The organism is Leptospira neocaledonica (assembly GCF_002812205.1).
Classification (GTDB): domain Bacteria; phylum Spirochaetota; class Leptospiria; order Leptospirales; family Leptospiraceae; genus Leptospira_B; species Leptospira_B neocaledonica.
In genome coordinates this window covers 1-21,870 of sequence record NZ_NPEA01000012.1, presented here as the reverse complement: position 1 = coordinate 21,870, position 21,870 = coordinate 1, and the positions used below count along the sequence as shown (strand labels likewise).

Genomic DNA, 21,870 nt, shown 5'->3' with positions numbered 1-21,870 from the left:
TTCGAGTAATAAGGCTTCTAAACTGTCTAAATAAAAAGAAGAAGGCTTCCTTTGGCAGAATTTACGGATCCGATCGTACTATTTGATGGAGTATGCAATCTATGCAATGGAGCTGTGAATGTACTTTTGGATCTGGACAAGCACAAAAGATTAAAATTTGCTAGCCTGCAGTCCGAATATGCAAAAAATTTAATTCGATCTCGGGGCTTAGAACAAAAGATCCAAGGAATAGATAGTATCCTTTTCTGGGACGGGGCTGAAATTCATATCAAATCCAATGCAATCATTGAGATCTGCAGTAAATTAGGCGGCTTCTGGAAAATTTTAAAACTATGTTATCTGGTCCCAGGACCAATCCGCGATATTCTATATGACATCATTGCAAGAAATAGATACAGACTCTTCGGAAAAAGAGAATCTTGCAGGATGCCTACTCCAGAGCTGAAAGAAAGGATCCTAGGGTAGGAGTTAGCAAAGAATGTAGAAAGTCCCTAAGCCTTCTTCATTCATTTTCCCCCAAAAACCTGCACAAAATCTGGCCTTTAAGTGCCTTACCTTATGTCTATTCCATCCAGGTTTCCGGGTTCAACCACGACGAAAGTTTCTCTGATTTTCTGAAAACTTTTCAGTAAGTTTGCATTTTTTCGGGACTCTATCAACGGCTACTCGTAAAAATAGGTAAAATCCATTAAAATATGCTAAAAATTGCTGAAATAAAGATTAAAATAATTAGTTTCATTAGGATTCGGTCGGATTCATTCGATATCGTTAATTCCTCCAGATTTGGGTGGAGAAAAATCCTTGTCCCGAGATTATGGACCAGGAGGATAGGTTGAACTTTCGGAAATTTACTGCCGATCTTAAAAGCAAGACTCGTTTTTTAAGAGAATTTTTGGCAGCGCAAAAAGGAAAGAACCAAATGAAAAGAAAAACTATTCTTTCTATAGTAGGCGCATCTGCCCTAGTCTTCCTTTCCTGGAAATCTTTCGCAAATACATATTTGGAAGAAGTTAAGGTGGATAACCAATTCATCCAAACCTATCAATCTAGAGAAGGGATTTGGATCGTTCCTGGAAAAGTAAAAGAATCCCTAGAAGATCTTTACCATAAATTCGGAACTTCAGAAAGAGAGGTTCGTCTTCTCAACGGGATCCATGACAGCGGAAAAATCCAAAATTCAGAGCCTGTATTCTTCCCTTATAACGCAAATTATACACGCAATCTTCTATTAGAGGACAAAGGAAGAGAGATTTTCACCTCCGATGCTAGAGAATTGATCTGGCCTTTAAGCTTTAAATATTCCAGAGTTACTTCCAGATTGGGAAGACGTTGGAACGCTCTGCATGCCGGTGTAGACATCGCTTGTCCGAACGGATCCGTAGTGATCGCTGCTGCCGACGGAGTCGTAACCGATTCTAAAAGAGATGGTGGATACGGCCTAAGAGTAGTTCTTTCTCATCCTCAGATCAATGGTATCCAGACATTATACGCTCATAATTCTCTTCTTTTTGTGAAGCAGGGAGATAAGGTTAAAAAAGGACAGGTTCTTGCGCTTTCCGGGAATACAGGGCATACGACTGGACCACATGTTCACTTCGAAGTCCGTTACCAAAACGTAGTGTTAAATCCTGAACATTATCTTCCTCCTTTCTTAGCGGATAAAGAATCCCAAGTTGCGATTGCAAAAGAAACTATCCAACAATAATCACATTGTTCTCTAATTCCGACTGGTCTTCCGAAATCTTTTCCTATTTAGAAGAGAACCTGGCCGGTCGGAAATTCCAAACAGCTTTATTCGATTTTGATAATACTCTTGTCCGAGGTGATTTCGGGGAAGAAGTCATGTGCGAACTTCTGAAAGCTGGAGTTCCTTGGATCCAATCCCTCTCTCCTTTTTTTCCGGAGCCAGAAGTCTCCGAAAAAATGGAAACTTTACGTAAAACGGACACTCAGTCCTTCATGGATGAGGTTTGGAAATATTACGGATCCAAGATAGATAAAGAAGGCCTGGGAGTAGGGTATAGATGGTCCACCTGGATTTTCTCAGGCAGATCCACTAAAGAATTGCAGAATACAGCAAGTGTTGTTTGGGAAAGGCACCAGAAGGATACCAGCTCCGATGCAGTCCAAGCATTTTATCCGATGTCGGAACTCGTAAAAGAATTGGAGAAGGTGGGAACCAAAATTTGGATCGTAACTGCTTCTCCTGAACCTGTGATCCAAGTAGTCTCTGAAAAATGGGGAATTCCCAAAGAGAATGTGCTCGGTATGAGATTGATTGAGAAGAACGGGATCTTAAGCCACGAGTTGATCGAACCTTTCACTTACGGGATTGGAAAAGTAGAATTACTCAATCTTGCCAATGGAAACCAAGGATACGATATTGCATTCGGAGATTCTGAAAATGATTTCCCTATGCTTTCTCATGTAAGATCCAAAGGGATATTTTTGGATAGAGGCAAGAAGGCTCCGCCTCCCAGAGCTCTTGTTCAATCTGTCAAAAACTGGAAAACGATCCCGAAACCTTAACGTTTTTTTAAATATTCAGGCATTGCAGGAAGTTTATCTTCCGTCCAAAGCCAATCTCCTACTAAAGAAACGATAGGCGCCTTCTCTCCTTCTAAAATTTTGAGTAAGGCGGTTTTTAGATCCTTGGGTTCGGTGATCCTGTACGGGATAGAAGGGAAGTTTTTTCCGAAACTTTCATTTTCCTTTTGTTGGATATAATCTAGAAAAAAGTCTCCGAATTTTTTGCCGGAAGTCTTTTGTTCTTCCATGAGCTTTTGTAAGTCTGGATGAGGTGAAGATTTTGCAAGTCTTTGCAATATGATCGTGATCCCTCTTACACTTTGGCTGAAAAAAGTTCCAGCACGGATGATTTTTCTGGATTCAGGTTTTTGGACTGCCCATTCTTCCATTTTCTTTTTGATAAATGCCAAAGAACCGTAGAAGGTGAGTAGGTGAGGAAGATAATAATATGCGGAGTATCCTATAGTCAGTCTTGGATTTAGTTTTTTTTCCAGATCCAACATCGGATCTAAACAGAATTTTGCTGTATCGATAATATCCTTATCGGGTGTTTCGGATACTGGATAACCTAAATTTCCTCTGGCAGGTGTATATACCAGAACGTCTATATTAGCATTTTCAGTATTTAAGAATTTTTGAATATTCGAAACTGCTTCTTCCGGTTCTTCTAACTTGATGAGTGGGATGGTCTTGTCGGCCCCTTCGACCTGGGACTCACCAGAAGTGGTGGAGTAGATTTTCCATTTTTGTCCCGTTTTAGAAGAATGTTCTCTGATTGCTTGGATGGCGCTATGGCCTGCTGCTCCCGATCCACCTATAATCAATGCTATCGATTCGCTCATTTTCGCCTCCGGAAAGTGAGGACCAGCTTACTTATTCTGGGAATCGTATGCCAGAAAAAAAGTGTAAGTAGGATTGAAAATCGGAAGGAGGCTCGGAGACAATTTTTACTTCTTCATCGAATTCGTTTTTAAATTTTAGAAGATAAGAATGTAATATAAATCGTTTTGGTTTCGGAACTAAACTTTTAGCAGAAGATTCTCCATAGGTTTCGTCTCCCAAGATTGGAATTCCGATAGAAGAGAGATGAAATCGAATCTGGTGCCTTCTTCCCGTAACTAATTTTGCGGCAACCAACGAAATATTTTTTTCCTTTGAATAAGAAAGAAGTGTAAAATCGGTAATTGCTTTTTTGCCTCCGGAACGAACAGAACTTACCTTACCTTTTCCATCTTTCAAAAAACATTGTACTCTGAATTCCTTCTCTTTTGGAATTCCAACACAAATTGCCAGATAGGTTTTTTCTGAATTTGCTAAAATTGAATCGGCATCTTTATTTTTGGTCGGCTCTTTGCAGAATAGAAGGATGCCGCTTGTGTCTCGATCCAGCCTATGAAGTAGTCTTAGTTCCGGCTGCTTCTCCTGTTGTCGCACAAGGTCTTCTAAATTGGGACGGTTTGGATCGAAGGTGGGGTGGACCGGGATCCCAGCAGGTTTTTCCACTGCTAGTAGGAACCCCTTCTCATACCATTTTCGAATAGGATGCTCTGGAACCTGGAATCCGGGCTTAGTTTCCCTCATTTGTTCTCCTGCCTGTTCTTCTCTAATTTGAGTCTCTGCTTTTGAAAGGATTGAAATTGGATTGACACATCTTCCGTTATATTGGACGAATTAGGAATGAAACAGGCCGACGCCGAAGAACTGGATGGGAAAGAACTCATCTCCAGCGAACATATAACAGAAGTCGTTAAAGAAAACCTAAAATTAATTCGCCATACTAAAGGACTTTCATTAGACAAATTGGCATCCCGCTGTGGGGTAAGCCGGGCCATGCTTTCCCAAATAGAGCAAGGTAAAAGTGTTCCTACAATCGCAGTATTATGGAAGATCGCAACCGGTCTTAACGTTCCTTTCAGTGAACTACTAAAAGAGAAGGGAACGGAAGGAGTTTTTCTCTTAAAAGCAGAGAATACAAAAGTCTTATATTCCAGCTCCAAGGTATATTCTAGTCGTGCCTTGTTTCCGTTTATCGGAGGCAGAAGGGTAGAATTTTATGAACTGATCCTGAAACCGGGCGGCATCGAAGTTGCAGAAGCTCATAAGGCCGGAACGACTGAGAATCTTGTTGTGGTCCAAGGAAAATTGCGCCTCCGTGTAGGGGACAAGGTGGTAGAACTGGATGCAAAGGATTCCGTATATTTTAGAGCGGACGTTCCCCACGAATACATCAATCCGACGGATACAGAAACTCTCATGTATCTGGTCATGGAATATACGGACGAAGCTAGCTAAACTTTTAGTCCTAAGTTTATTTCTTACTCCGGGCCTTCTATTTTCGGAAGCGCCCGATCCTTCCACAGGCTATTTCGGCATCGATCGATACGAAGAACAAATCTCTTGTCATGAACAAGATTGTATTCGTTATACTTTGGATGAATTAAATTCCAAAGGTGGAAAATCAGAAATCCGAAAACTTTTAGAAGAGAATGCCGGAAAGGTATTAGTAGATCTTTCCGGGAAAAATCTCAAACTCGCAGACGATGAGTTAGACGATCTAAGGGATTTTTTATTAGAAATTTCTAAAAGAGATGGAAGGGTCGCCATCGAAAAACTCCATATTGCTATCCGAGGATTGGAAATCGCAGATCCTCCACTTTTAAAAGATGTAGGTTTGATCGGTTGGGGGCTTATCCGAAGAATTTACAGAAGTGTTTATTTTAAGAGAACCGGAGACTATAACGCGAAGGTTCTTTATCACCCGGGAAACGGAAAAATCAATCTGATCTTCTTCGTCCATAAAAGATACGGTGATATATGCGAGACAGTTTTTTCTTCCTGTAATGAAATAGAATATTTGGATGAGGACACATTCGACCTACAATTATCGACCGCCCTCAGAGAATCCAAGGAGAAGGGGCTTCCTGTTCGAGTGAATTTCAAACAGGTCCAGGCTTCCTTTCCGGAAACGAAACTGGAATGGGAGAATGTAAAAAGTATAGGAAGATCCGCTAGAATATACAAATGGCTCGCTCTTCCCAAAGAAACAGAGATGAAACCTTTGAGTCGATCTCGATTTCTACCTTTGCAGGCTGCTTTGACTGTGATTGATTATTCTGTCTCGGTCTTCGACTATGTGAATCAAATTATTATGTACAAACCTGCAAGAAACACTAAGGCAGAAGTATTATACACACAAAAATTAACCGAAGAAGGAACGCTCGCAGCCAAATCAATTCATTCGGTCGTGTTTGTTCCTGTGAAAGAGGAGTGAAACTTCTCCGCTCCTGAATGAAGCGGAGAAGAAAAGGATCTTTTAGATAAAGAAGATCCAGGTTAAAAGTAGGAAGGTTGGAAGCAAAAGTAGGAAGGAATACACTACATATCCTCCGAAACTTGGCATTTTGATCTTATTCTCTTCCGCTACGGATTTTACCATAAAGTTTGGCGCGTTACCTATATAGGTCAATGCACCCATAAATACTGCACCCACTGAAATCGCTTTGAGTAAAGCTTCTCCCACTGGATCGGCTAAGATCTGAGTTACAGTAGAATATCCTAATAAACCTTTAGCTAAGGATAAGAAGGTCAGGTAAGTAGGAGCATTGTCCAGAACTCCTGAAAATCCACCGGTGACCCAGAAGAATTGCCATCTTTCAGTGATTCCTAATTCTTTTCCATGATGTTCCAGAAGTAATAATGCAGGGATCATGGTTAAGAAGATACCGATGAACAGATAAGCTACCTCTTGGATAGGACCTAAGGTGAACTTATTCTTTTCTCTTAATTTAGGATCAGAAGTCACTTTGGAAAGTGCGATCAAACCGATTAATACTGCTTCTCTGATGAAAGCAAGGTAAGGGTATTTTTCAATCGCAGGAATATAGTTTTGATTTAAGAAAGCTACAGAAAGGATTACTCCCAAAAGCCAGATCAGGTTTACCTGACCTTCTAAACCAATCGGTTGTCTATGAGAATGGTCGTAACGGATATCCTTTTTGGTTTCTTTTCCGTGCATGATCGTGTCCCAGATGAAGTAGATCACGAGCAGCAATCCCGAAGCGATAATCATTTCAGGGAAAAGTTTAAAAGTCCAAATGAATGGAACTCCTTGTAAATAACCCAAAAATAAAGGAGGATCTCCAAGAGGAGTCAAAGAACCGCCAATATTGGAAACCAAGAAAATAAAGAAGATCACTGTGTGGACCACATGTTTTCTTTCAGAGTTAGTCTTGAGAAGAGGGCGGATCAGAAGCATAGATGCGCCTGTCGTCCCAATAAAAGAAGCAAGGAAGGTTCCGACGATCAAGAAGATCGTATTATTCACTGGGGTAGCTTCTATATCTCCCTTTAAAACGATTCCGCCGGAAATATAGAATAATGATGCGAGTAAAATGATAAACGGAATATAATCGAATACCATAGTGTGGAAAATTTTTCCACCCCAGCTATGTGCCATTAAGATCCCGAAAGAAACTCCTCCGAGTGCTAAGGAAAGAAGGAGTTTGTTATTATTATTCTCCCACCAATGCTCAGTTGTATGAGAGATTAGAGGCAAAAGTGCGATACTGAGTAGGATCAGAATGAAAGGAATGACCGACCAAAGAGGAAGATCATCTCCCGCTTCACCATGAGCCGATGCAGTCTCTTGGTGCCCGTTTCCGGTCCCATGTTCCCCATGACCAGCATCCGTTTCGGATTGAGCTAAGCTGTTTGTTTGCGGGGAGACCCCTGTTTCGGCCCAAACGGAAACGTTTAGGACCAGGGAGAGAAAGAGTAGGGTAGTAAAAAATTTGTTTCTCATCATTCTCTGCTTTTCAAAGATTTTTCGTCAGGTTATAGAGATTCCGGTATTGTTTCAAAGGAAAATCCATGATTTTTCGGGTTTTTTTGGTCTCCTTTTTTTGGATTGCATAAATCCTTCCTTTTTTGCAAGATCCTAATAGGAATTCATATCTTCTAGACTTTTTGCTTTATATTCGGGCCTTTCGGACCGTCAGATATATAGGCCCTTAGAGAGAACCGACAACCATGACTGTTTTAGGTAAACACAAACAATACTGCCTGACTCCGGACGAAATAGAGAGTAGATTAAAATCGGTTTCGATACAACCGACCATGCAAAGGATTTCCATTTGCCAATACGTACTTTGTGAAGCGGATCATCCAACCGCAGAGGAAGTAAAAGAATGGGTAGATAAACGTTCTTTGAAGATGAGTTTGGCAACCGTTTACAATACTTTAAATGTATTAGTATCTGCCGGTTTATTAAGAGAATTTAAATTTTCCTGTTTAGGTAAGTCGGTATTCGATAGCAATATCGACGACCATTTCCATTTTTTCGATGAGAAGTCAGGAAAATTCCATGATCTGGACGCGGAGCTTCTAACTATCGATTCCAAACTGCCAAAAGAGTTTAAAGTGAATAAGATGGATATCTTATTCACCGGATCTTTAGAAGAATCGAACGCATCCGTTTAGTTCAGTTAGATATTAATCGCCTCGCCTAGAGCCTGTCCTGCTGCTTCCATTACGGATTCTGAAAGTGTAGGATGGGCATGTATCCTTCCTGCAATTTCTTTCAGAGTTAGTTCGGATCCCATTCCCAAATTGATCTCACCTAAAATTTCGGTTACATTCGGTCCGATCAGATGAGCTCCTAATACTTCTCCTGTTTTACGATCCGCTACTAGTTTTACCATTCCTTCTACTTCGCCTAAAGCTTGGGCTCTACCGTTCGCTCTAAATGGGAATTTTCCTACGACTACATCTATGCCTGATTTTTTGGCTTCTTCTTCCTTTAAGCCGACTGAGGCAACTTCAGGATGACAATATGTGCAGGCAGGAATTTTAAGATAATCCAACGGTTCATAAACTAAGCCGTGAGGATTTTTGTTTTGGATGGAAATAGCTTCCGCAGCTTTGACTCCTTCTGTTGAGGCCACATGGGCGAGTAACGGAGCTCCGATACAATCTCCGATCGCATAAATATTCGGGACCTTACTTCTGAATTTAGTATCTACCTTGATAAATCCTTTTTGGAGAAATACCCCGATCTCTTCCAGGTGGATGTCTTCCGTGTTTGGAGTGACACCTATCGCTACCAATACCTTATCGAATTTTTTTCTTTCACCTTCCGGAGCGATCCCTTCTCCTTTTAGAAGAATAGATACTCCATCCGATTCCAGTTTCGGTTCGGAAACTCCGACGCTTGTCAGGATTTGGATCTCTCTTTTTATGAAGGAACGGTTGAGTAGATTAGATATTTCAGGATCTTCTAATGGAAGGATTTTGTCCTGCATCTCTACGATCGTTACTTTAGTTCCCATGCTAGAATAGAAATCCGCAAATTCTATCCCTATAGCTCCCGCACCTATGATAGCTAAAGTTTTAGGCGGGGAGTCTTGGATCATTGCATGTTTGCTTGAGAGAACCTTGTCCCCATCGAATGGAAGTCCTGGAAATTCTTTTGGTCTAGCACCTGTTGCAATGATAAAATATTCGGATTGGATTTCTTCTTTAGAAGTGTCCGGAAGCCAGATCGTATTTTTGTCTTTGAATACTGCACTTCCTTTTTTTACGGAAATCTTATTCTTTTTCATTAAGAACTCGACCCCATTCGACATTGTGTCTGCGACACCTCTGGAACGTTTGATGATGTTCGGAAAATCAGGAGAAACTTTTTCTACCTTCAGTCCGAATGTTTCCGATTTGCGAATGGACTCTAATAAATGTGCGGATTCTAAAAGTGCTTTTGTGGGAATACAACCCCAGTTCAAACATACCCCGCCTAGTTTTTCTTTTTCCACTAGACAAACGTTCAATCCGAGTTGGGCTGCTCGAATGGCGGCCACATATCCTCCAGGGCCTCCGCCGATCACAGTCAGGTCGTAGTTTTCCGCCATCTCATTCCTCCGGATGGCAATTTTGGATTTTTATTCTGACTCTGGGAAGAAGATTTTCTAAGTTTAATTACTCTTCTTCTTCAAAACCAAGATCATTCTACTCGCGTTACTTTTGAATTTTAATTCGTTATAGTTGGAGTAAACATGTAGGATTTCCATCCTGTGTTTCGCGAGCATTCTCTGGAGTTCTACCAGGAAGTAAGCTCTCATCAGGTGTTTGTCTTTGATCTCTTTCGCGTTTAGATTATAGATATAATTTACTTCGACAACTGTGGATTGGTCGGCTCTGACTAGACGAAATCCTCGGTTTCTCTGGATCGTCGCGTTTTTGGCTTTGATCTGGGCGACAGGGCCGATCGCTTTTCTTTTGATCTTGCGAAGAGGTTCCGCATTCCAAACTTCTAAAACTGCAATGCCTGCGGGTTTTAGGTTCAACTCCAGATTTTTGAGGGCGGCTTCTACTTCTTCATTAGATAATAAATAATTAAAAGAACCGAATAAGCTGATGATTGCATCCCATTTTTCCTGGGACTTATAGGATTGCATTGCTCCTACTTCGAATTTACAATGGGAATATCTTTTTTTGGCGACCTCTATCATTTTGATGGAGGAATCGATTCCCCTGGATTTGTATCCAAGACTTTGGAAATGGGTCACATGCTCTCCGGTGCCGCAACCAAGGTCTAAAATATTTCGGACCCTATGTTTTCGGAAAAGCCTATCTATGAATTGGGTTTCCATCTCGAATTTTCGAGCGTTCTTTTCAATATCGAAGTAATATTCTGCCAGTTCCGAGTAGAGTTTCATAGAAAAATCGTTTGAGCCGGACCGGGGAAAACCCGTTACATATAGTAACGGAACTGAAGTTTACAAAATGCAATTTTTCCCCGAATTTTTTCCAATTTCAGAAGTTTTTCCAATCGCTTCCGCTTCTCTTTCCACCTGGTTAGACGGGGAAGTTTTGGCCTTGGGCGGGATCTCGTTCTGCTTACTTTCCCTTTTCGGATACGTAGTTCATACTACCATGGATAGAAAAGAGGAGAAGGGAACCGAATCCGAGATCCCATTCTTCCAATCGATTTCAAAAGAAGAAATTCCTGAAACCCCAAAAGATATTGTATCCGAGCAAATTTTTTCTGAGGAAGGTGTTCCTACCAGCTTCGAAGAAGTTCCCAAGGAGACAGAAACTCTCTTCCAGGCTTTCTATATTCCTATCCGCGGAAAAACCTACGAAGCAGTAAAATCCTTCTTAGATTCGATCCGAGCAGGAGAAGAATACTGGGAAGTTCTACTACACGACTCCAAAGGAAACCTACAAATTGTAGCAAGTAAGACCGGAAGTATTTCCGTATTTCCGTCCGAAAGGAAAAAGGCCTTAGAGCCCAAAGAGGGAGCCATAGTTTGGAAATTGGAATGGGATTCTTTTTCTTTGGGAGAAGTCAGGCAAACTTCTTCTGCCCCTAACGAATTTTCCCTTGATGAAATTTCTTTTAGATTGGATAAACTTGTAGAAGGACTGGTCCTTGCCGGAGAATCACAAGACGGAGAGACCGGCTGGAGTTCCTACCCGATATTTTCCCAACATTTAGAAAGGGAAAAGGTCGAGGGGGAAGAAACCAAAATTCTGGTCTTCATGGAATTCGAGTCGGACGGTGATCTGATTTCCGATTTTAGAAGTTTGGGAAATTGGTGGAAGTCTAGATTCGGAGAAAATTTTTCTCTCTATCGCATTCGAAAAAACCGTTTAGCGACCTTTTTCCATGCGGAAGATTGGTTAAAATTCCAGAATTCACTTTCCGGTCTCATGGAATTTTTAGGTCCCGAAAAAACCAGGCTGAATGTGGGAGCTTCTGTTCGGGTCAGAAAAGAAGACTCAGAATGGGAACCCAGAGCCAAAAAAGCATTACATTCTTCTAAAGAAGAGGGACCGAACCGTTTAGTATGTCTTTGAACATAGATCCTTTATTGGATGAAAAATTCATACTTACAATTTCCCAAATTTTCCCTGAATTTTTGGAAAAGAACCTGGGGGTTCATGCTGTCCGTGAAGCATTCGGCCCTTCTAAAAACGAAGGTCTATGTTATGAGAACTGTACCTCGGTTGAATTCCAAGGAGAAGCAAAGGGCAAACTTTTTCTGGCAATGGATGGTTATACTAAACTGAAACTTTTACCCAAGATTGCCAGATCCTTTCATATAGATCCCACGATCCGAAGTCATGCCGCTTCTATCATGCTTGAATTTGCCAACCAGATCTGTGCCGAACTCATCTCCGAAATGAAATTAGGAAGATTCCAAATAGATATTCTTCCTCCTGAAAATATGAACAATAAATTGGTCCCCATCGATCTGGAAAATTTGAGACAGTATATTCTGATCTATTTTCTAAAGGATGAGGATGCCAAAGAATATCTGGGCAGGATTTATCTCATTCTTCTGATGCAAAAATATTAATATATAAAAAGGCTTCGGACATGATTCGATACTCTTTCCAGGGACTCCCATTCTTACTCAAATACGCAGACATGGTAGATTCTCCCGATTCTGAAATCCGGGAGGAAAATTTAAAAGTTTCTAAGAAATCTTCTTTCAGGACCAAAATATTTCCAGGTCCAAAAAATTCTCCTGTGATCTACTTACAACATGGGATGAGTAACCGAGGGATCAACGATCCTAGGATCCTAACACTTGCAAAACATCTGAAAAATACAGGTGCCACTGTGTATTTGCCTGAACTTCCGGAAGTTAAAGGACTAGAGATCTCGGAGGATACTGTTCCGAATATCAGGGCATTATTCCAAGAGATCGTAAAGAGGGAAGCCCAGGCGATTTCCTTCTTATCCGCAAGCTTCTCCGCTGGGATGGGAATGGTAGCATTGTCTGGAAAGGAAGAACAGAAAAATCTAAAATCCGCTCTACTTGTAGGAACCTATTCGGACTTCGCTGACACTCTTCCTTTCATTCTATCCAACTATGAAATAGATCCGTATGCGGTTCATGTTTTACTATATAATTATATATCTAAGCTCCAACCCAAACTTTCCAAATTAGAAGAGTTCTATTTTGAAGCCGCCTTAGATAATGGATTAAAAAGAACGGGTGAAGAGGAGAAGTCCTCAAAACTTCTCAAAAAATTGAATCAGAAGGAAAAGGAATTTGTGCATTCTGTTCAATCTGATCCTGGATTTAGGATGGGTTTAGTAGGGCCTATTCTATCCGTATTGCCACCTAACTTCATTTTACGCAATTCTCCTAAAAACTTCCTCTCAGATTGGGAGGCACCTATCGCCTTATTGCATGGATCAGACGATCCTGTGATCTCTCCGGACGAATCGGAGCAATTATTCGATTCTTTGGGGAATGGAAAGGAGGAATATAAGGTGATCTTAAAGTCCAAACTGATCACCCATGGAGATCATCTTCCTTTTTACACCCAATTAGGTGAGATTCCAAAACTTGCTGGACTCTGGGGATTTTTTCTAAAAAAATCAGGACTCTAATATTCTTTACGTTATATTTTCTGAAAATATTCCGTCCTTAAGGATAGGCCTCTTACGCCTTTTTTTAGGTTCCGGACCCTTGTATATTCGGAGCAAAAGGATATAGTGGTCTATCGTTAAAAACGCGAAAAGGAATAACCGGCAGGTTCAAATACGATGTTTTTCGAATCTTTTTTGGAGGGTTCGAAAGAGGATTTCTTCCAGAACAAAAAAAGGTGGAGGAAATTTCTTTTTGAATTGTTAGCTAGGTAGTATGGTTGTGAGTACAGAGCAAACTTCGGGTGTATCGGATCAAGAGACAAGTTGGGAGAGTGTATTCTCTCTTAAGATCAGTTCGGACAATCTGGGCGCCGATCTGACTATTCGTCCCGGGATGATCAAGGGAAGGGCTCTTTCTACTAGCATAGTTATAGAATATCTTCATAATAAGGATATTTCCCAAGATCGTATCATTGGGGATAATATTTATGGTGCCTTAAAACAACTACAAACATCCACCTCTCGGATGGATTTTTCTCCTATTTCCTTTGTGGTGGCCCAAGGGTTTCCTCCTGTGAAAGGTGAGGATGGTTGGCTAAAATTCTATCATCCACAAGCTCAAAGAGTTAAGATCGGGGAAGATGGACACGCGGATTATAGGAATATCGAAAGATATATTTATGTAAAGGCAGGGGAGAAGCTTGCCACTTTATTCGAAGGAATCCCAGGTAAACCTGGAATGGACGTTTTCGGAAAACCGATCGCTCCTCCTCCTATTAGAAGACCTAAACTTACCATCGGCAAGAATGTCCAAGAAAAAGGTTTGGTCCAAGAAAATAAACCTTTAGTGGAATATTTTGCTACATGCAACGGTGCGATCTTCTCTACTGAATCTTCTATCACTGTTTCCCAAGAATTACAGATCGATTCTAATGTGGGACTTGGAACCGGAAATATTAATTACGATGGGAACGTACTCGTAAAAGGAGATGTGGAAGCTGCCACCTCCATCAAGACCCAGGGAAACTTGATGGTAAAAGGAAATGTGGAGACCTCCGATCTAGTAATTGCTCGGGATTTAGAAGTCAGCGGCGGGATCAAAGGTGATGGAAAAAATATCATCAAGATTGGTGGACATCTTTACGCTAAATTTATAGAAAACGCAGAGATAGAAGTGGATGGGGATGTGATCGTCGAAGGATTTATTCTAAATTCCAAGATTCATTCTCTAGGCAACGTGATCCTGAATGGATCCAGCGGTAACTTAGTATCTTCTACTGTTTCCACTTATATGGGTTTGACCTGTGCAACTTTAGGCTCTCAAGCAGAGTTGGATGTGACCGTGGAACTCGGATTTCATTTTAGGAATGAGAAAACTTTCCAAGATCTAACTAAACGTCTCCAAGTTGCGGAGAAGGAAATCGAAAAAATTCTACCTAAAGTCCAACAGATCAAACAGATGGTCCAAAGATCCAGAGGCCAGATCCCTGAAGATAAAAAAGAAGGGTATCGTAAGGTTTTCGAAGAATTCAACAAGCAGAACAAATTTATAGAGCTCGTGAAACAAAAGATAGAAGTATTAAAATCTTCTAGATTTAACGCGGGTGAAGTGCAGCTCGTGGTCCGTAAAGGTGCTTATAAAGGAAGTATCATCAAGTACAGAAGACAAGTGGAGAAGGTTGAAAAATTCCAGTCTGCCTTTATGATGCGTTTCCAACCAGGCCAGGACAAAGCGGCCATGGTTGCGATCAAACCTCAAAAGTAATCAGCCGAAATAATCTTTGATCTTGTCCGGAGGAACAATTCCTTTCTCCGTGATAAACGCTTTAATTAGATTCGCAGGAGTTACATCGAAAGAAGGATTTAACGCCTTTACTCCGACCGGAGCGATTATACCTTCGGAAAGGATTGCTTCTCCTTTTTCGTTTTTTAAGAAATTTAAACGTGTGACCTCATCTTGAGTTCTCATTTCTATCGGGATTTGGGAACCATCCGCAATTTTGAAATCGAAACTTTTCTCAGTGGCAGCAATATAAAATGGCACTCCATGGTGTTTTGCGAGAACTGCCAAAGGATAAGTTCCTATTTTATTCGCAGAATCCCCGTTAGCTGCAACCCTATCTACACCTACGATGACCGCGTCAATCTTTTGGGAAGACATGAGCCATCCGGCCATACTGTCTGTCATCAGATAGTTTTCGATCCCTTCTTCCATGAGTTCCCAGGCGGTAAGTCTTGCACCTTGCAAATAAGGACGAGTCTCGTCGGCATAAACTATAAGATCGTGTCCCGCTTCTTTGAGAGAACGAATTACTCCAAGAGCGGTTCCATGTCCAGCTGTAGCAAGAGCTCCGGTATTACAATGAGTGATAATTTTCAGTTTAGAAGGAGAAGAAGGAAAAAGACTCACACCATTCTTCGCTAAAGCTAAATTGTTTCGGATATCTTCTTCGAAAACATGGATCGCGAATTCTTCCGACTTTTGTTGGAGTTCAGACAAGCTCACCTGATCATATTCTTCTTTCGGAAAAATAGAAGAAAGTTCTTCGAATGCTCTGCGAAGATTTACTGCAGTGGGGCGAGAACTTAAAATTTTGGAAAGTATAGTTTGGAATTCTTGGTAATCCGGTTTTTTAGAAAATTTTTTAAAATCTAAAACCGCACCGAATAACCCGGTAATGGCGATGGCAGGGGCACCTCTGACCACCATTTCTTTTATGGCAAAAATTGTGTCCTCGGAGTTTTTAGCGGTAAACCATTCCTTCTTACCAGGGATTTGTCTTTGGTCTAAAAGTTTAAGTCCATCTTTCTCCCAAAAAATCGGCCTTAAGTTCTCTTTTTTCATTTTTTTACTCTCCGAGGCTAAAGCAGGGCCTTCCTTTCTTCGATGATAAAACTGTGATTGAAATCATCCGCCGACTCCCCGGAGGATGAGGACGAACCGGGGCAGATCCCGCCCCGGCTTTGCCTACTTGACTACGATACCAGTTCCTTTAATCCTTACATAATGGCAAAGAGAAATCCGACCTCAGGTCCGAAGCTTTTCGGATTCTCGCTAATTCATCCGCTAAATCTGGTCTTATTCTTCAATATTTTTGTTTGGGCACTTCTAATGATGGAAGGCGGACGGGGGATTATTACTTATTTTTTCGGATTAAACCCAAGCCTAGTCGTTGAAAAGAAAATGTACTGGCAGGTATTCACGTACGGTTTCCTGCATGTGGTTGGAGGAGATTTTTTCTCTTCTCTTATCCATATAGGGATGAATATGTTCGGACTTTTTACGGTAGGATTCTGGCTCTGCAGATATATTGGCGGTTGGAAATTTTTAAGCGTATACCTTCTCTCTCAGTTGGGAGGAGGACTTTTCGTTTTGTCTTTTTCCTATATAGGTTGGAAGACTGGACTCGTTCCTGAAAATTCCATCTGGGATAGTTATCATTCCGCCACTGTAGGTGCGAGTGGTGGAGTTTTCGGAGTACTTGCAGCATTCAGTTTGATGTTCCCTGAAGCGAGATTCGTATTCCCTCCTGTAAGAGCAAAATTTGCTCCTTGGGTTTTGATCGGCTTTGGATTTTCAGTTGATGCATATTATCTTTTGCAATTCTATTCTAGTGGAATCATGTCCCAAAGTTTTTTGGGGATGATGAGCAACTCCGGTCATTTAGGTGGAGCAGTCTTCGGTCTATGCAGTCTTTTGGGTCTCCAAAAATTCGGAGGAAAAACCAAAACTCCGATCTTTGTGAAAAGATGGGAGAAGCCGAAAGAAAATCAGGAAAGGGTTATTGTTCGCCCTAAAAATTTGGAAGACCCTTTTGAGACACAGATCCGGAAAAATAGAGAACTCTTAAGTCAACTGTATGGAATTTCGGATGCAATGGAGAAGGAGAATATTCTTTCACCTATACAAGCGGAGAATACCAATCTCTGTCCTCCCTCGGACTACAATCCTGAGGATATGTTTTGTCTTCGTTGTGAATGGCTCCAAAACTGCGAATTGAGAAAATTAAAGAAAGAGCATCCGGAACTTTGAAGGAATTTTTCAGAACTTTTTCGTCTATGTTCTTATATCAAGCATAGGGCGGAAATTTCTGGACATAAATTGAATACGTCCATAGAATAGTTTCCGTCCGAAAATTCGGACACGGCTTTGAGGACCTCAGTACAATTGGCGGATAAAAAGAAAACAGTTCTTCCCGACGTTCTTATGAGGGAGAAATTACAAAAGATCGCCCTTAACGAAAAAGCAAAAGCTTCCAGGGTAGTAGGATCCGACAAAGGATCAGGATCAGATTCCAAGAGAGAAGACGGGCCTGGTTCTAAAATTTACGCTGCGATAGACGACTCTCTTGCAGACCTTAGATATTATTTTTTAGAAGGTGAATATAGAGACAAGATTGCCGACTTATTCAACCGCAATGAAAGCCAGTTCGACAGGCTGGGTATCACTCCCAGAAGATTTTTGGAATTCGCAAGAGAGTCATTCGATCGTTTCAAACAATTACAGAAAAAAATGCCTTTGGAGCCAATGAACAAAAAAGGTTGGGAATATCTGGAAAGAAGTTTGCTGGAATTGATCGGCAAACTAAACGAGAAGTTTAATAAGTAAGATTTCATCCTACGTGACGGTTATCGTCGATAAACCCAATGTAGGAACTCCAACAACCTCTCTGTCTTCTCCGTGAGCTCCGTGCGAAATCCTTAAAGAAATAAAAAAGCCGCAGAATTTTCTGCGGCTTTTTCGTTTGGAAGCTTATAGAAAAGATTAGAAGAATCTTTTTGCTGCTTCTTCCGGAATTGCGATACCGGTAAGTTTTGCTTTTTGAAGAACTTCCCAGAAGTAACGGTAAGTTGCTCTATCGTGAAGATCTCCATCGTGTTGGATCGGTCCCCATTCCGCATCTTGAGCTTTTACAAGAATCGCAGCGGAAGTTTGGACTTCGCTATAGTCTGGAGCCATCGCGTCTAAGATCGCTTGGATCTGAGTTGGATAGATGGACCACATACGAAGGAATCCGAACTCGTCATGAGCTCTTTTTGCGTCTTTATAAGTTTGGTATTGGTTTTTCAGGTCCAAAGTTACGTTGTGAGCTGGAATTACTCCGTGAGCGAGTGCCGCAGCAACACAAGAAGCTTTTGCTCTTCTTAATAATTCGTGGTCGAATTGACCTGGGCTTTTCATACAAGAAGCAGGGATTGCTCCGTGGTGACCGGAAATAAAGTCCATCAGACCGAAATCCACTACTTGCATCCAAGGAAGAGCAGCGATCTTGTCTACGTCAGCAAGTGCTCCGTGAGTTTCGATCAAAACGTGGATTGGGATCTCTCTAGTGATTCCTGCTTTTTTAGCAGCACCTTGGATATAAGTGATCATTTCTTCCACTTGGGAAGCTTTTGTCGGTTTAGGAATAGTGATGTATGCGATCTTGTTTCCTGCACCTGGAACGATAATGTCTACGTCTTGTTTCCAGAAAGAATTGGTATAATCGTGGATCCTTACACCGCTCATATTATGCTTATTGAGTTCGGAGTTTTGGATACGGACGATCATTTCCGCGTGTTCTTTTTCTTTTCCGGTTTGCGCCCCGTCCTCGCAGTCCATGGTGATGTCGAAAAGACCGCCGAGTTTGTTTTGTAACTCCAGAGCTTTAGTGATCAGTTTTTCGGATCCGGCAAAATGTTCACAGGCCGGGATGATGGGGAAAGGTTTTTCTCCTTCGAATAATGCATCCTTAGGATGTGGTAATTTGGACATAAAAGTACCTTTTAAGTTTTTTACGATTTTAGCCTGGCTCGGCTGTCTTAGAACAGGGTTTTCAGGAAAGGCCTTCCAGGCAACGGATTTTTGGAGGTAAGGCTCAGGCTTCTAGGAGTTGTAGAATGACCGCTTTCTGCGCATCCAAGCGATTTTCTGCCTGTTGGAAGATAATAGATCTTGGGCTTCTTACCACTTCTCTAGTAATTTCGTATCCGGAATGGATCGGCATATCGTGCATAACCTTTGCCTTGGTCTCTTTTAATAATGCCTCGTTGATCTGGAAAGGCATCATTAGATTCATCCTTTCCTTCTTCTTATCCGCAAAAGCAGGATCGTTGAAAAATTCCATGTCCACCCAGGTATCCGTATAAATATAATCCGCATTTTTTACGGAGCGGATGAGATCAGTCTCCCATTGGATGGTGCCCTTCTTCTTAGCCCTTTCCACAGTTTCCGGATCTATATTTTCAGTCTCTGCAATCGGGGTAAGAAGTGTAAGTTCAATTCCTAATGCGGAAGTAATCCCAATCAAAGAATTTACTACGTTATTATGTACACCGATATAAGTAAGCTTCAATTCCTTAAGAGGTTTGGGATTGTCCATCACGATGGTGAGAATATCCGCTAAGGATTGGCAGGGATGAAATTTATTACAACACCCGTTGATAACCGGAACCTGAGAACCTGATTTTAACTGAAGAAGTTCCTCATGTTTTCTCATCCGAGCCATGATAACCGAAACGTTTCTGGAAAGATATTCAGCTTCTAAGTCAATATCGGAAAGAAGGAAGTTAGAAGTCATCCAATCCAAATAGATCGCATGTCCTCCCATCTCCGTCATCGCCACTTCGAAAGAAACTCTAGTGCGAGTGCTCGTCTTTTGGAAGAGCATAGCAAGTGTCCTACCGGTCATATGTCCCAGATAATTGGCCCTATGATTTTTGACATGGACGGCAAACTGAAGAAGGTCCAGGACCTCGGCGTCCGACCAATCTTGCCAGGAGATAAGATGTTTGATTTTAGGAGCTTCCATAGACCGTTAAACTATTACAGTCTAGAAAATCAGCGCAGGTAGATTCGACAATCTCAAAACTCTGAAAGATAGGCAGGGAAAAAGGGGAGGGATATAAATCTCCCTCCCTAAGTGTTTTCCGGGGAAAAAAGCGTGATCCGTTCTTTACAAGAAATGAATTCGTCCGGAAGATTAAGACCTTTTGGTTACGCCGGTTTTACCGAAGGAATACGAATCCGTGAAGAATAAGGTCTGTTTTCATGCTGACAAGGGCCATCGTTTCAAAAACGTTTCCTATTAGAGAGGGGAACCGTGTCGGAAACCGTTACAGGCAAGAATATAGTAGAAGAGGAAACCAAACGTAGGAGAACCTTCGCCATCATAGCCCATCCGGACGCGGGTAAGACCACCCTGACTGAAAAGCTTCTATTATACGGAGGCGCTATACAACTTGCAGGGGCAGTAAAAGCACGTAAAAACCGTAAGGCTGCCACCTCCGACTGGATGGAGATGGAAAAAGAGAAGGGGATCTCGATCACTTCTGCAGCTCTTCAATTCGAATATAAAAGCCATGTATTAAATTTATTAGATACTCCGGGTCACGAAGACTTCTCCGAAGATACATATCGCACATTGATTGCAGCGGACACCGCAGTCATGGTGTTAGATGCAGGTAGGGGAGTAGAGCCCCAAACAATCAAATTATTTAAAGTATGTAGGGACCGTGGGATCCCGATCGTTACATTCGTGAACAAGATGGACCGTCCAACCAAAAAAATGTTCGAACTCTTGGATGAGATCGAAAAGGTTTTAGGCATCACTGCGATCCCAATGGTTTGGCCTATTGGGACAGGAGTGGATTTCAGTGGAGTGTATAATCGTGTGGATAAAAAAATCTACACTTACGATAAAACTCCTGGCGGTTCTCAAAAGTCTGCATTCCAAAGTTCAGGGATAGAAGATTCAAATCTTGACTCTATGTTTGAGGACTGGGTCTTAAAACAATTTAGAGAAGAAGTAGAACTTGTAGAAGAAGGGATCGCTGCGTTCTCCTTAGATGAATTTTTAGATTCTAAAATCACTCCAGTATTTTTTGGATCCGCTGTGAATAACTTCGGGATCCAATTATTCTTGGATCATTTTTTAAAGATCGCTCCTCCTCCTTTGTATTTTCCATTGAAAAATGGAGATCGTTTGGATCCGATTACCACTCCTTTTAGCGGATTCGTGTTCAAGGTACAAGCCAACATGAATAAAGCGCACAGAGATAGGATCGCATTCCTAAGAGTATGTTCGGGCAAGTTCGAAAGAGGACTTAACGTGAATCACGGAAGATTGGGTAAGGCTGTAAAACTTTCTTCTTCTTTTGCTTTTTTTGGGCAGGACAGAAACACTGTAGATGAGGCTTATCCAGGAGACATTATAGGCCTTGTAAATCCAGGCACTTATTCCATCGGAGATATTTTGGCTAGCGGTAAAGTCCCCGATCTAAAACCCCTTCCAGTATTTGCTCCTGAAATTTTCGCTACTCTTTCTTGTGTGGAAACCGGCGCTCTTAAAAGTTTCAGAAAGGGAATCGAACAATTAGCTGAGGAAGGTATTCTTCACTTATTCACTTCTCAAACTGTGGGTGGTGGATTGCCTGTGATAGGTGCGATGGGGCAGTTACAATTCGAGGTTTTCAGAAGAAGGTTGCAAGACGAGTATTCTGCACCTACGAATATCAATATTCTTCCTTACCAAGTCTCTTGTTGGCTACTGGAAGAAGATATTCCGAAAATCCCTCAAGGTTCTAATCTTGTAACGGATAGTATAGGAAGGACTGCTCTTCTATTCGATTCAGAATGGGAGAAGGGTTATTTCCAAAAGAAAAATCCTGAGATCCGTCTATTGGATTATCCTACTCAAGATGTATCCGAGTTAAACCAAGAATATTAAGATTTCATGCGGTAATGTTAACGTTATTGTACCTTGGATTTCCGAATAATTTGTGTTTTATTAACTTTTTATAACCCTTTCGCGTTAGCCGAGTATCTTAATTGGGATATTCGAATCCCTATGTGATTTCTTTTTAGTGAAGTTATACGATCATCTATAAAGTTAATTCTGCCTTACCCAAGAAAGTTTTTTCAAATTTGCAAATTACTCTTGAATGAAGGAGAAAAAGCCATTTTTTTGTGATTTAAGCCA

General features: G+C 41.3%; 20 protein-coding genes and 1 pseudogene. 13 read left to right on the top strand and 8 right to left on the bottom strand.

Going from position 1 to position 21,870, the window contains the following annotated elements:
- Positions 1-51: 51 nt before the first annotated feature.
- The 3 genes from CH365_RS18335 (at position 52) to CH365_RS18325 (ending at position 2,529) form a co-directional block, all read left to right on the top strand.
- Positions 52-465 (top strand): thiol-disulfide oxidoreductase DCC family protein, encoded by a 414-nt coding sequence (locus CH365_RS18335; RefSeq protein WP_100769996.1) that lies wholly within the window; start codon positions 52-54, stop codon positions 463-465.
- 454 nt (positions 466-919) lie between these two features.
- Positions 920-1,705, top strand: coding sequence for a M23 family metallopeptidase (locus CH365_RS18330; RefSeq protein ID WP_425268570.1), 786 nt, complete (start codon positions 920-922; stop codon positions 1,703-1,705).
- 5 nt (positions 1,706-1,710) lie between these two features.
- A complete protein-coding gene (locus tag CH365_RS18325; protein ID WP_100769995.1) occupies positions 1,711-2,529 on the top strand; it encodes an HAD family hydrolase in 819 nt (272 codons plus the stop codon).
- On the opposite strand, the gene CH365_RS18320 is transcribed toward CH365_RS18325, so the two are convergent.
- Together CH365_RS18320 and CH365_RS18315 are read right to left on the bottom strand one after the other, a co-directional pair.
- A complete protein-coding gene (locus tag CH365_RS18320) occupies positions 2,526-3,371 on the bottom strand; it encodes a hypothetical protein (RefSeq protein WP_100769994.1) in 846 nt (281 codons plus the stop codon). The genes CH365_RS18325 and CH365_RS18320 overlap by 4 nt on opposite strands.
- A 31-nt stretch (positions 3,372-3,402) precedes the next feature.
- Positions 3,403-4,110, bottom strand: a complete 708-nt coding sequence (locus CH365_RS18315) for an RluA family pseudouridine synthase (RefSeq protein WP_100769993.1) — start codon at positions 4,108-4,110, stop codon at positions 3,403-3,405.
- A 96-nt stretch (positions 4,111-4,206) separates the two neighbouring features.
- Between CH365_RS18315 and CH365_RS18310 the strand changes: the two genes are divergently transcribed.
- Complete coding sequence (locus tag CH365_RS18310; RefSeq protein ID WP_024864129.1) at positions 4,207-4,821, top strand: helix-turn-helix domain-containing protein; 615 nt, start codon at positions 4,207-4,209, stop codon at positions 4,819-4,821.
- Positions 4,802-5,800, top strand: a complete 999-nt coding sequence (locus CH365_RS18305) for a hypothetical protein (protein WP_425268571.1) — start codon at positions 4,802-4,804, stop codon at positions 5,798-5,800. The genes CH365_RS18310 and CH365_RS18305 overlap by 20 nt, the downstream gene beginning before the upstream one ends.
- A gap of 42 nt (positions 5,801-5,842) precedes the next feature.
- Here the strand turns inward: CH365_RS18305 and CH365_RS18300 are convergent.
- Positions 5,843-7,177: pseudogene (locus CH365_RS18300) on the bottom strand (sodium:proton antiporter); the annotation flags it as partial.
- Between the two features lie 380 nt (positions 7,178-7,557).
- On the opposite strand from CH365_RS18300, the gene perRB reads away from it, so the two are divergent.
- Positions 7,558-8,007: a peroxide-responsive transcriptional repressor PerRB gene (perRB, locus tag CH365_RS18295; RefSeq protein ID WP_100769990.1), complete on the top strand. Its 450-nt coding sequence runs from the start codon at positions 7,558-7,560 to the stop codon at positions 8,005-8,007.
- 5 nt (positions 8,008-8,012) lie between these two features.
- Here perRB and lpdA read toward each other — a convergent pair whose 3' ends face one another.
- Together lpdA and CH365_RS18285 are read right to left on the bottom strand one after the other, a co-directional pair.
- On the bottom strand, positions 8,013-9,431 hold the full coding sequence (lpdA, locus tag CH365_RS18290) for a dihydrolipoyl dehydrogenase (protein WP_100769989.1): 1,419 nt from the start codon (positions 9,429-9,431) through the stop codon (positions 8,013-8,015).
- A gap of 63 nt (positions 9,432-9,494) precedes the next feature.
- A complete protein-coding gene (locus CH365_RS18285) occupies positions 9,495-10,238 on the bottom strand; it encodes a class I SAM-dependent DNA methyltransferase (RefSeq protein WP_100769988.1) in 744 nt (247 codons plus the stop codon).
- 67 nt (positions 10,239-10,305) lie between these two features.
- On the opposite strand from CH365_RS18285, the gene CH365_RS18280 reads away from it, so the two are divergent.
- The 4 genes from CH365_RS18280 (at position 10,306) to CH365_RS18265 (ending at position 14,675) form a co-directional block, all read left to right on the top strand.
- A complete protein-coding gene (locus CH365_RS18280; RefSeq protein ID WP_100769987.1) occupies positions 10,306-11,382 on the top strand; it encodes a hypothetical protein in 1,077 nt (358 codons plus the stop codon).
- Entirely contained in the window at positions 11,373-11,885 is a 513-nt protein-coding gene (locus CH365_RS18275; RefSeq protein WP_100769986.1) for a chemotaxis protein CheX, read from the top strand. Before CH365_RS18280 ends, CH365_RS18275 begins: the two co-directional genes overlap by 10 nt.
- 20 nt (positions 11,886-11,905) lie before the next feature.
- On the top strand, positions 11,906-12,931 hold the full coding sequence (locus CH365_RS18270) for an alpha/beta hydrolase family protein (protein ID WP_100769985.1): 1,026 nt from the start codon (positions 11,906-11,908) through the stop codon (positions 12,929-12,931).
- 253 nt (positions 12,932-13,184) lie between these two features.
- Positions 13,185-14,675 carry a DUF342 domain-containing protein gene (locus CH365_RS18265; protein WP_100769984.1) on the top strand — a complete coding sequence of 497 codons (1,491 nt, stop codon included), beginning with the start codon at positions 13,185-13,187 and terminating at the stop codon, positions 14,673-14,675.
- On the opposite strand, the gene mtnA is transcribed toward CH365_RS18265, so the two are convergent.
- A complete protein-coding gene (mtnA, locus tag CH365_RS18260) occupies positions 14,676-15,755 on the bottom strand; it encodes an S-methyl-5-thioribose-1-phosphate isomerase (RefSeq protein WP_100769983.1) in 1,080 nt (359 codons plus the stop codon).
- A gap of 162 nt (positions 15,756-15,917) precedes the next feature.
- Between mtnA and CH365_RS18255 the strand changes: the two genes are divergently transcribed.
- Both CH365_RS18255 and CH365_RS18250 read left to right on the top strand, forming a co-directional pair.
- Positions 15,918-16,943, top strand: a complete 1,026-nt coding sequence (locus CH365_RS18255; protein ID WP_100769982.1) for a rhomboid family intramembrane serine protease — start codon at positions 15,918-15,920, stop codon at positions 16,941-16,943.
- A gap of 135 nt (positions 16,944-17,078) precedes the next feature.
- Positions 17,079-17,519: an LIC11177 family protein gene (locus tag CH365_RS18250; RefSeq protein ID WP_100769981.1), complete on the top strand. Its 441-nt coding sequence runs from the start codon at positions 17,079-17,081 to the stop codon at positions 17,517-17,519.
- A 156-nt stretch (positions 17,520-17,675) separates the two neighbouring features.
- Here the strand turns inward: CH365_RS18250 and CH365_RS18245 are convergent, their stop codons facing one another.
- Together CH365_RS18245 and CH365_RS18240 are read right to left on the bottom strand one after the other, a co-directional pair.
- On the bottom strand, positions 17,676-18,665 hold the full coding sequence (locus CH365_RS18245; RefSeq protein ID WP_100769980.1) for an HpcH/HpaI aldolase/citrate lyase family protein: 990 nt from the start codon (positions 18,663-18,665) through the stop codon (positions 17,676-17,678).
- A gap of 103 nt (positions 18,666-18,768) precedes the next feature.
- The gene (locus tag CH365_RS18240) at positions 18,769-19,701 is read right to left on the bottom strand and encodes an ornithine carbamoyltransferase (protein WP_100769979.1); all 933 of its coding nucleotides are present in this window, start codon (positions 19,699-19,701) and stop codon (positions 18,769-18,771) included.
- Between the two features lie 291 nt (positions 19,702-19,992).
- Between CH365_RS18240 and CH365_RS18235 the strand changes: the two genes are divergently transcribed.
- Positions 19,993-21,618, top strand: a complete 1,626-nt coding sequence (locus CH365_RS18235; protein WP_100769978.1) for a peptide chain release factor 3 — start codon at positions 19,993-19,995, stop codon at positions 21,616-21,618.
- Positions 21,619-21,870: the final 252 nt, after the last annotated feature.

What these genes read in the sequence shown, in the direction of transcription:
- CH365_RS18330 (WP_425268570.1), top strand. Translation starts at nt 920, where the DNA reads ATGAAAAGAAAAACTATTCTTTCTATAGTAGGCGCATCTGCCCTAGTC.
- CH365_RS18320 (WP_100769994.1), bottom strand. Translation starts at nt 3,371, where the DNA reads ATGAGCGAATCGATAGCATTGATTATAGGTGGATCGGGAGCAGCAGGC.
- CH365_RS18315 (WP_100769993.1), bottom strand. Translation starts at nt 4,110, where the DNA reads ATGAGGGAAACTAAGCCCGGATTCCAGGTTCCAGAGCATCCTATTCGA.
- CH365_RS18310 (WP_024864129.1), top strand. Translation starts at nt 4,207, where the DNA reads ATGAAACAGGCCGACGCCGAAGAACTGGATGGGAAAGAACTCATCTCC.
- perRB (WP_100769990.1), top strand. Translation starts at nt 7,558, where the DNA reads ATGACTGTTTTAGGTAAACACAAACAATACTGCCTGACTCCGGACGAA.
- lpdA (WP_100769989.1), bottom strand. Translation starts at nt 9,431, where the DNA reads ATGGCGGAAAACTACGACCTGACTGTGATCGGCGGAGGCCCTGGAGGA.
- CH365_RS18285 (WP_100769988.1), bottom strand. Translation starts at nt 10,238, where the DNA reads ATGAAACTCTACTCGGAACTGGCAGAATATTACTTCGATATTGAAAAG.
- CH365_RS18280 (WP_100769987.1), top strand. Translation starts at nt 10,306, where the DNA reads ATGCAATTTTTCCCCGAATTTTTTCCAATTTCAGAAGTTTTTCCAATC.
- CH365_RS18275 (WP_100769986.1), top strand. Translation starts at nt 11,373, where the DNA reads ATGTCTTTGAACATAGATCCTTTATTGGATGAAAAATTCATACTTACA.
- CH365_RS18270 (WP_100769985.1), top strand. Translation starts at nt 11,906, where the DNA reads ATGATTCGATACTCTTTCCAGGGACTCCCATTCTTACTCAAATACGCA.
- CH365_RS18265 (WP_100769984.1), top strand. Translation starts at nt 13,185, where the DNA reads ATGGTTGTGAGTACAGAGCAAACTTCGGGTGTATCGGATCAAGAGACA.
- mtnA (WP_100769983.1), bottom strand. Translation starts at nt 15,755, where the DNA reads ATGAAAAAAGAGAACTTAAGGCCGATTTTTTGGGAGAAAGATGGACTT.
- CH365_RS18255 (WP_100769982.1), top strand. Translation starts at nt 15,918, where the DNA reads ATGGCAAAGAGAAATCCGACCTCAGGTCCGAAGCTTTTCGGATTCTCG.
- CH365_RS18245 (WP_100769980.1), bottom strand. Translation starts at nt 18,665, where the DNA reads ATGTCCAAATTACCACATCCTAAGGATGCATTATTCGAAGGAGAAAAA.
- CH365_RS18240 (WP_100769979.1), bottom strand. Translation starts at nt 19,701, where the DNA reads ATGGAAGCTCCTAAAATCAAACATCTTATCTCCTGGCAAGATTGGTCG.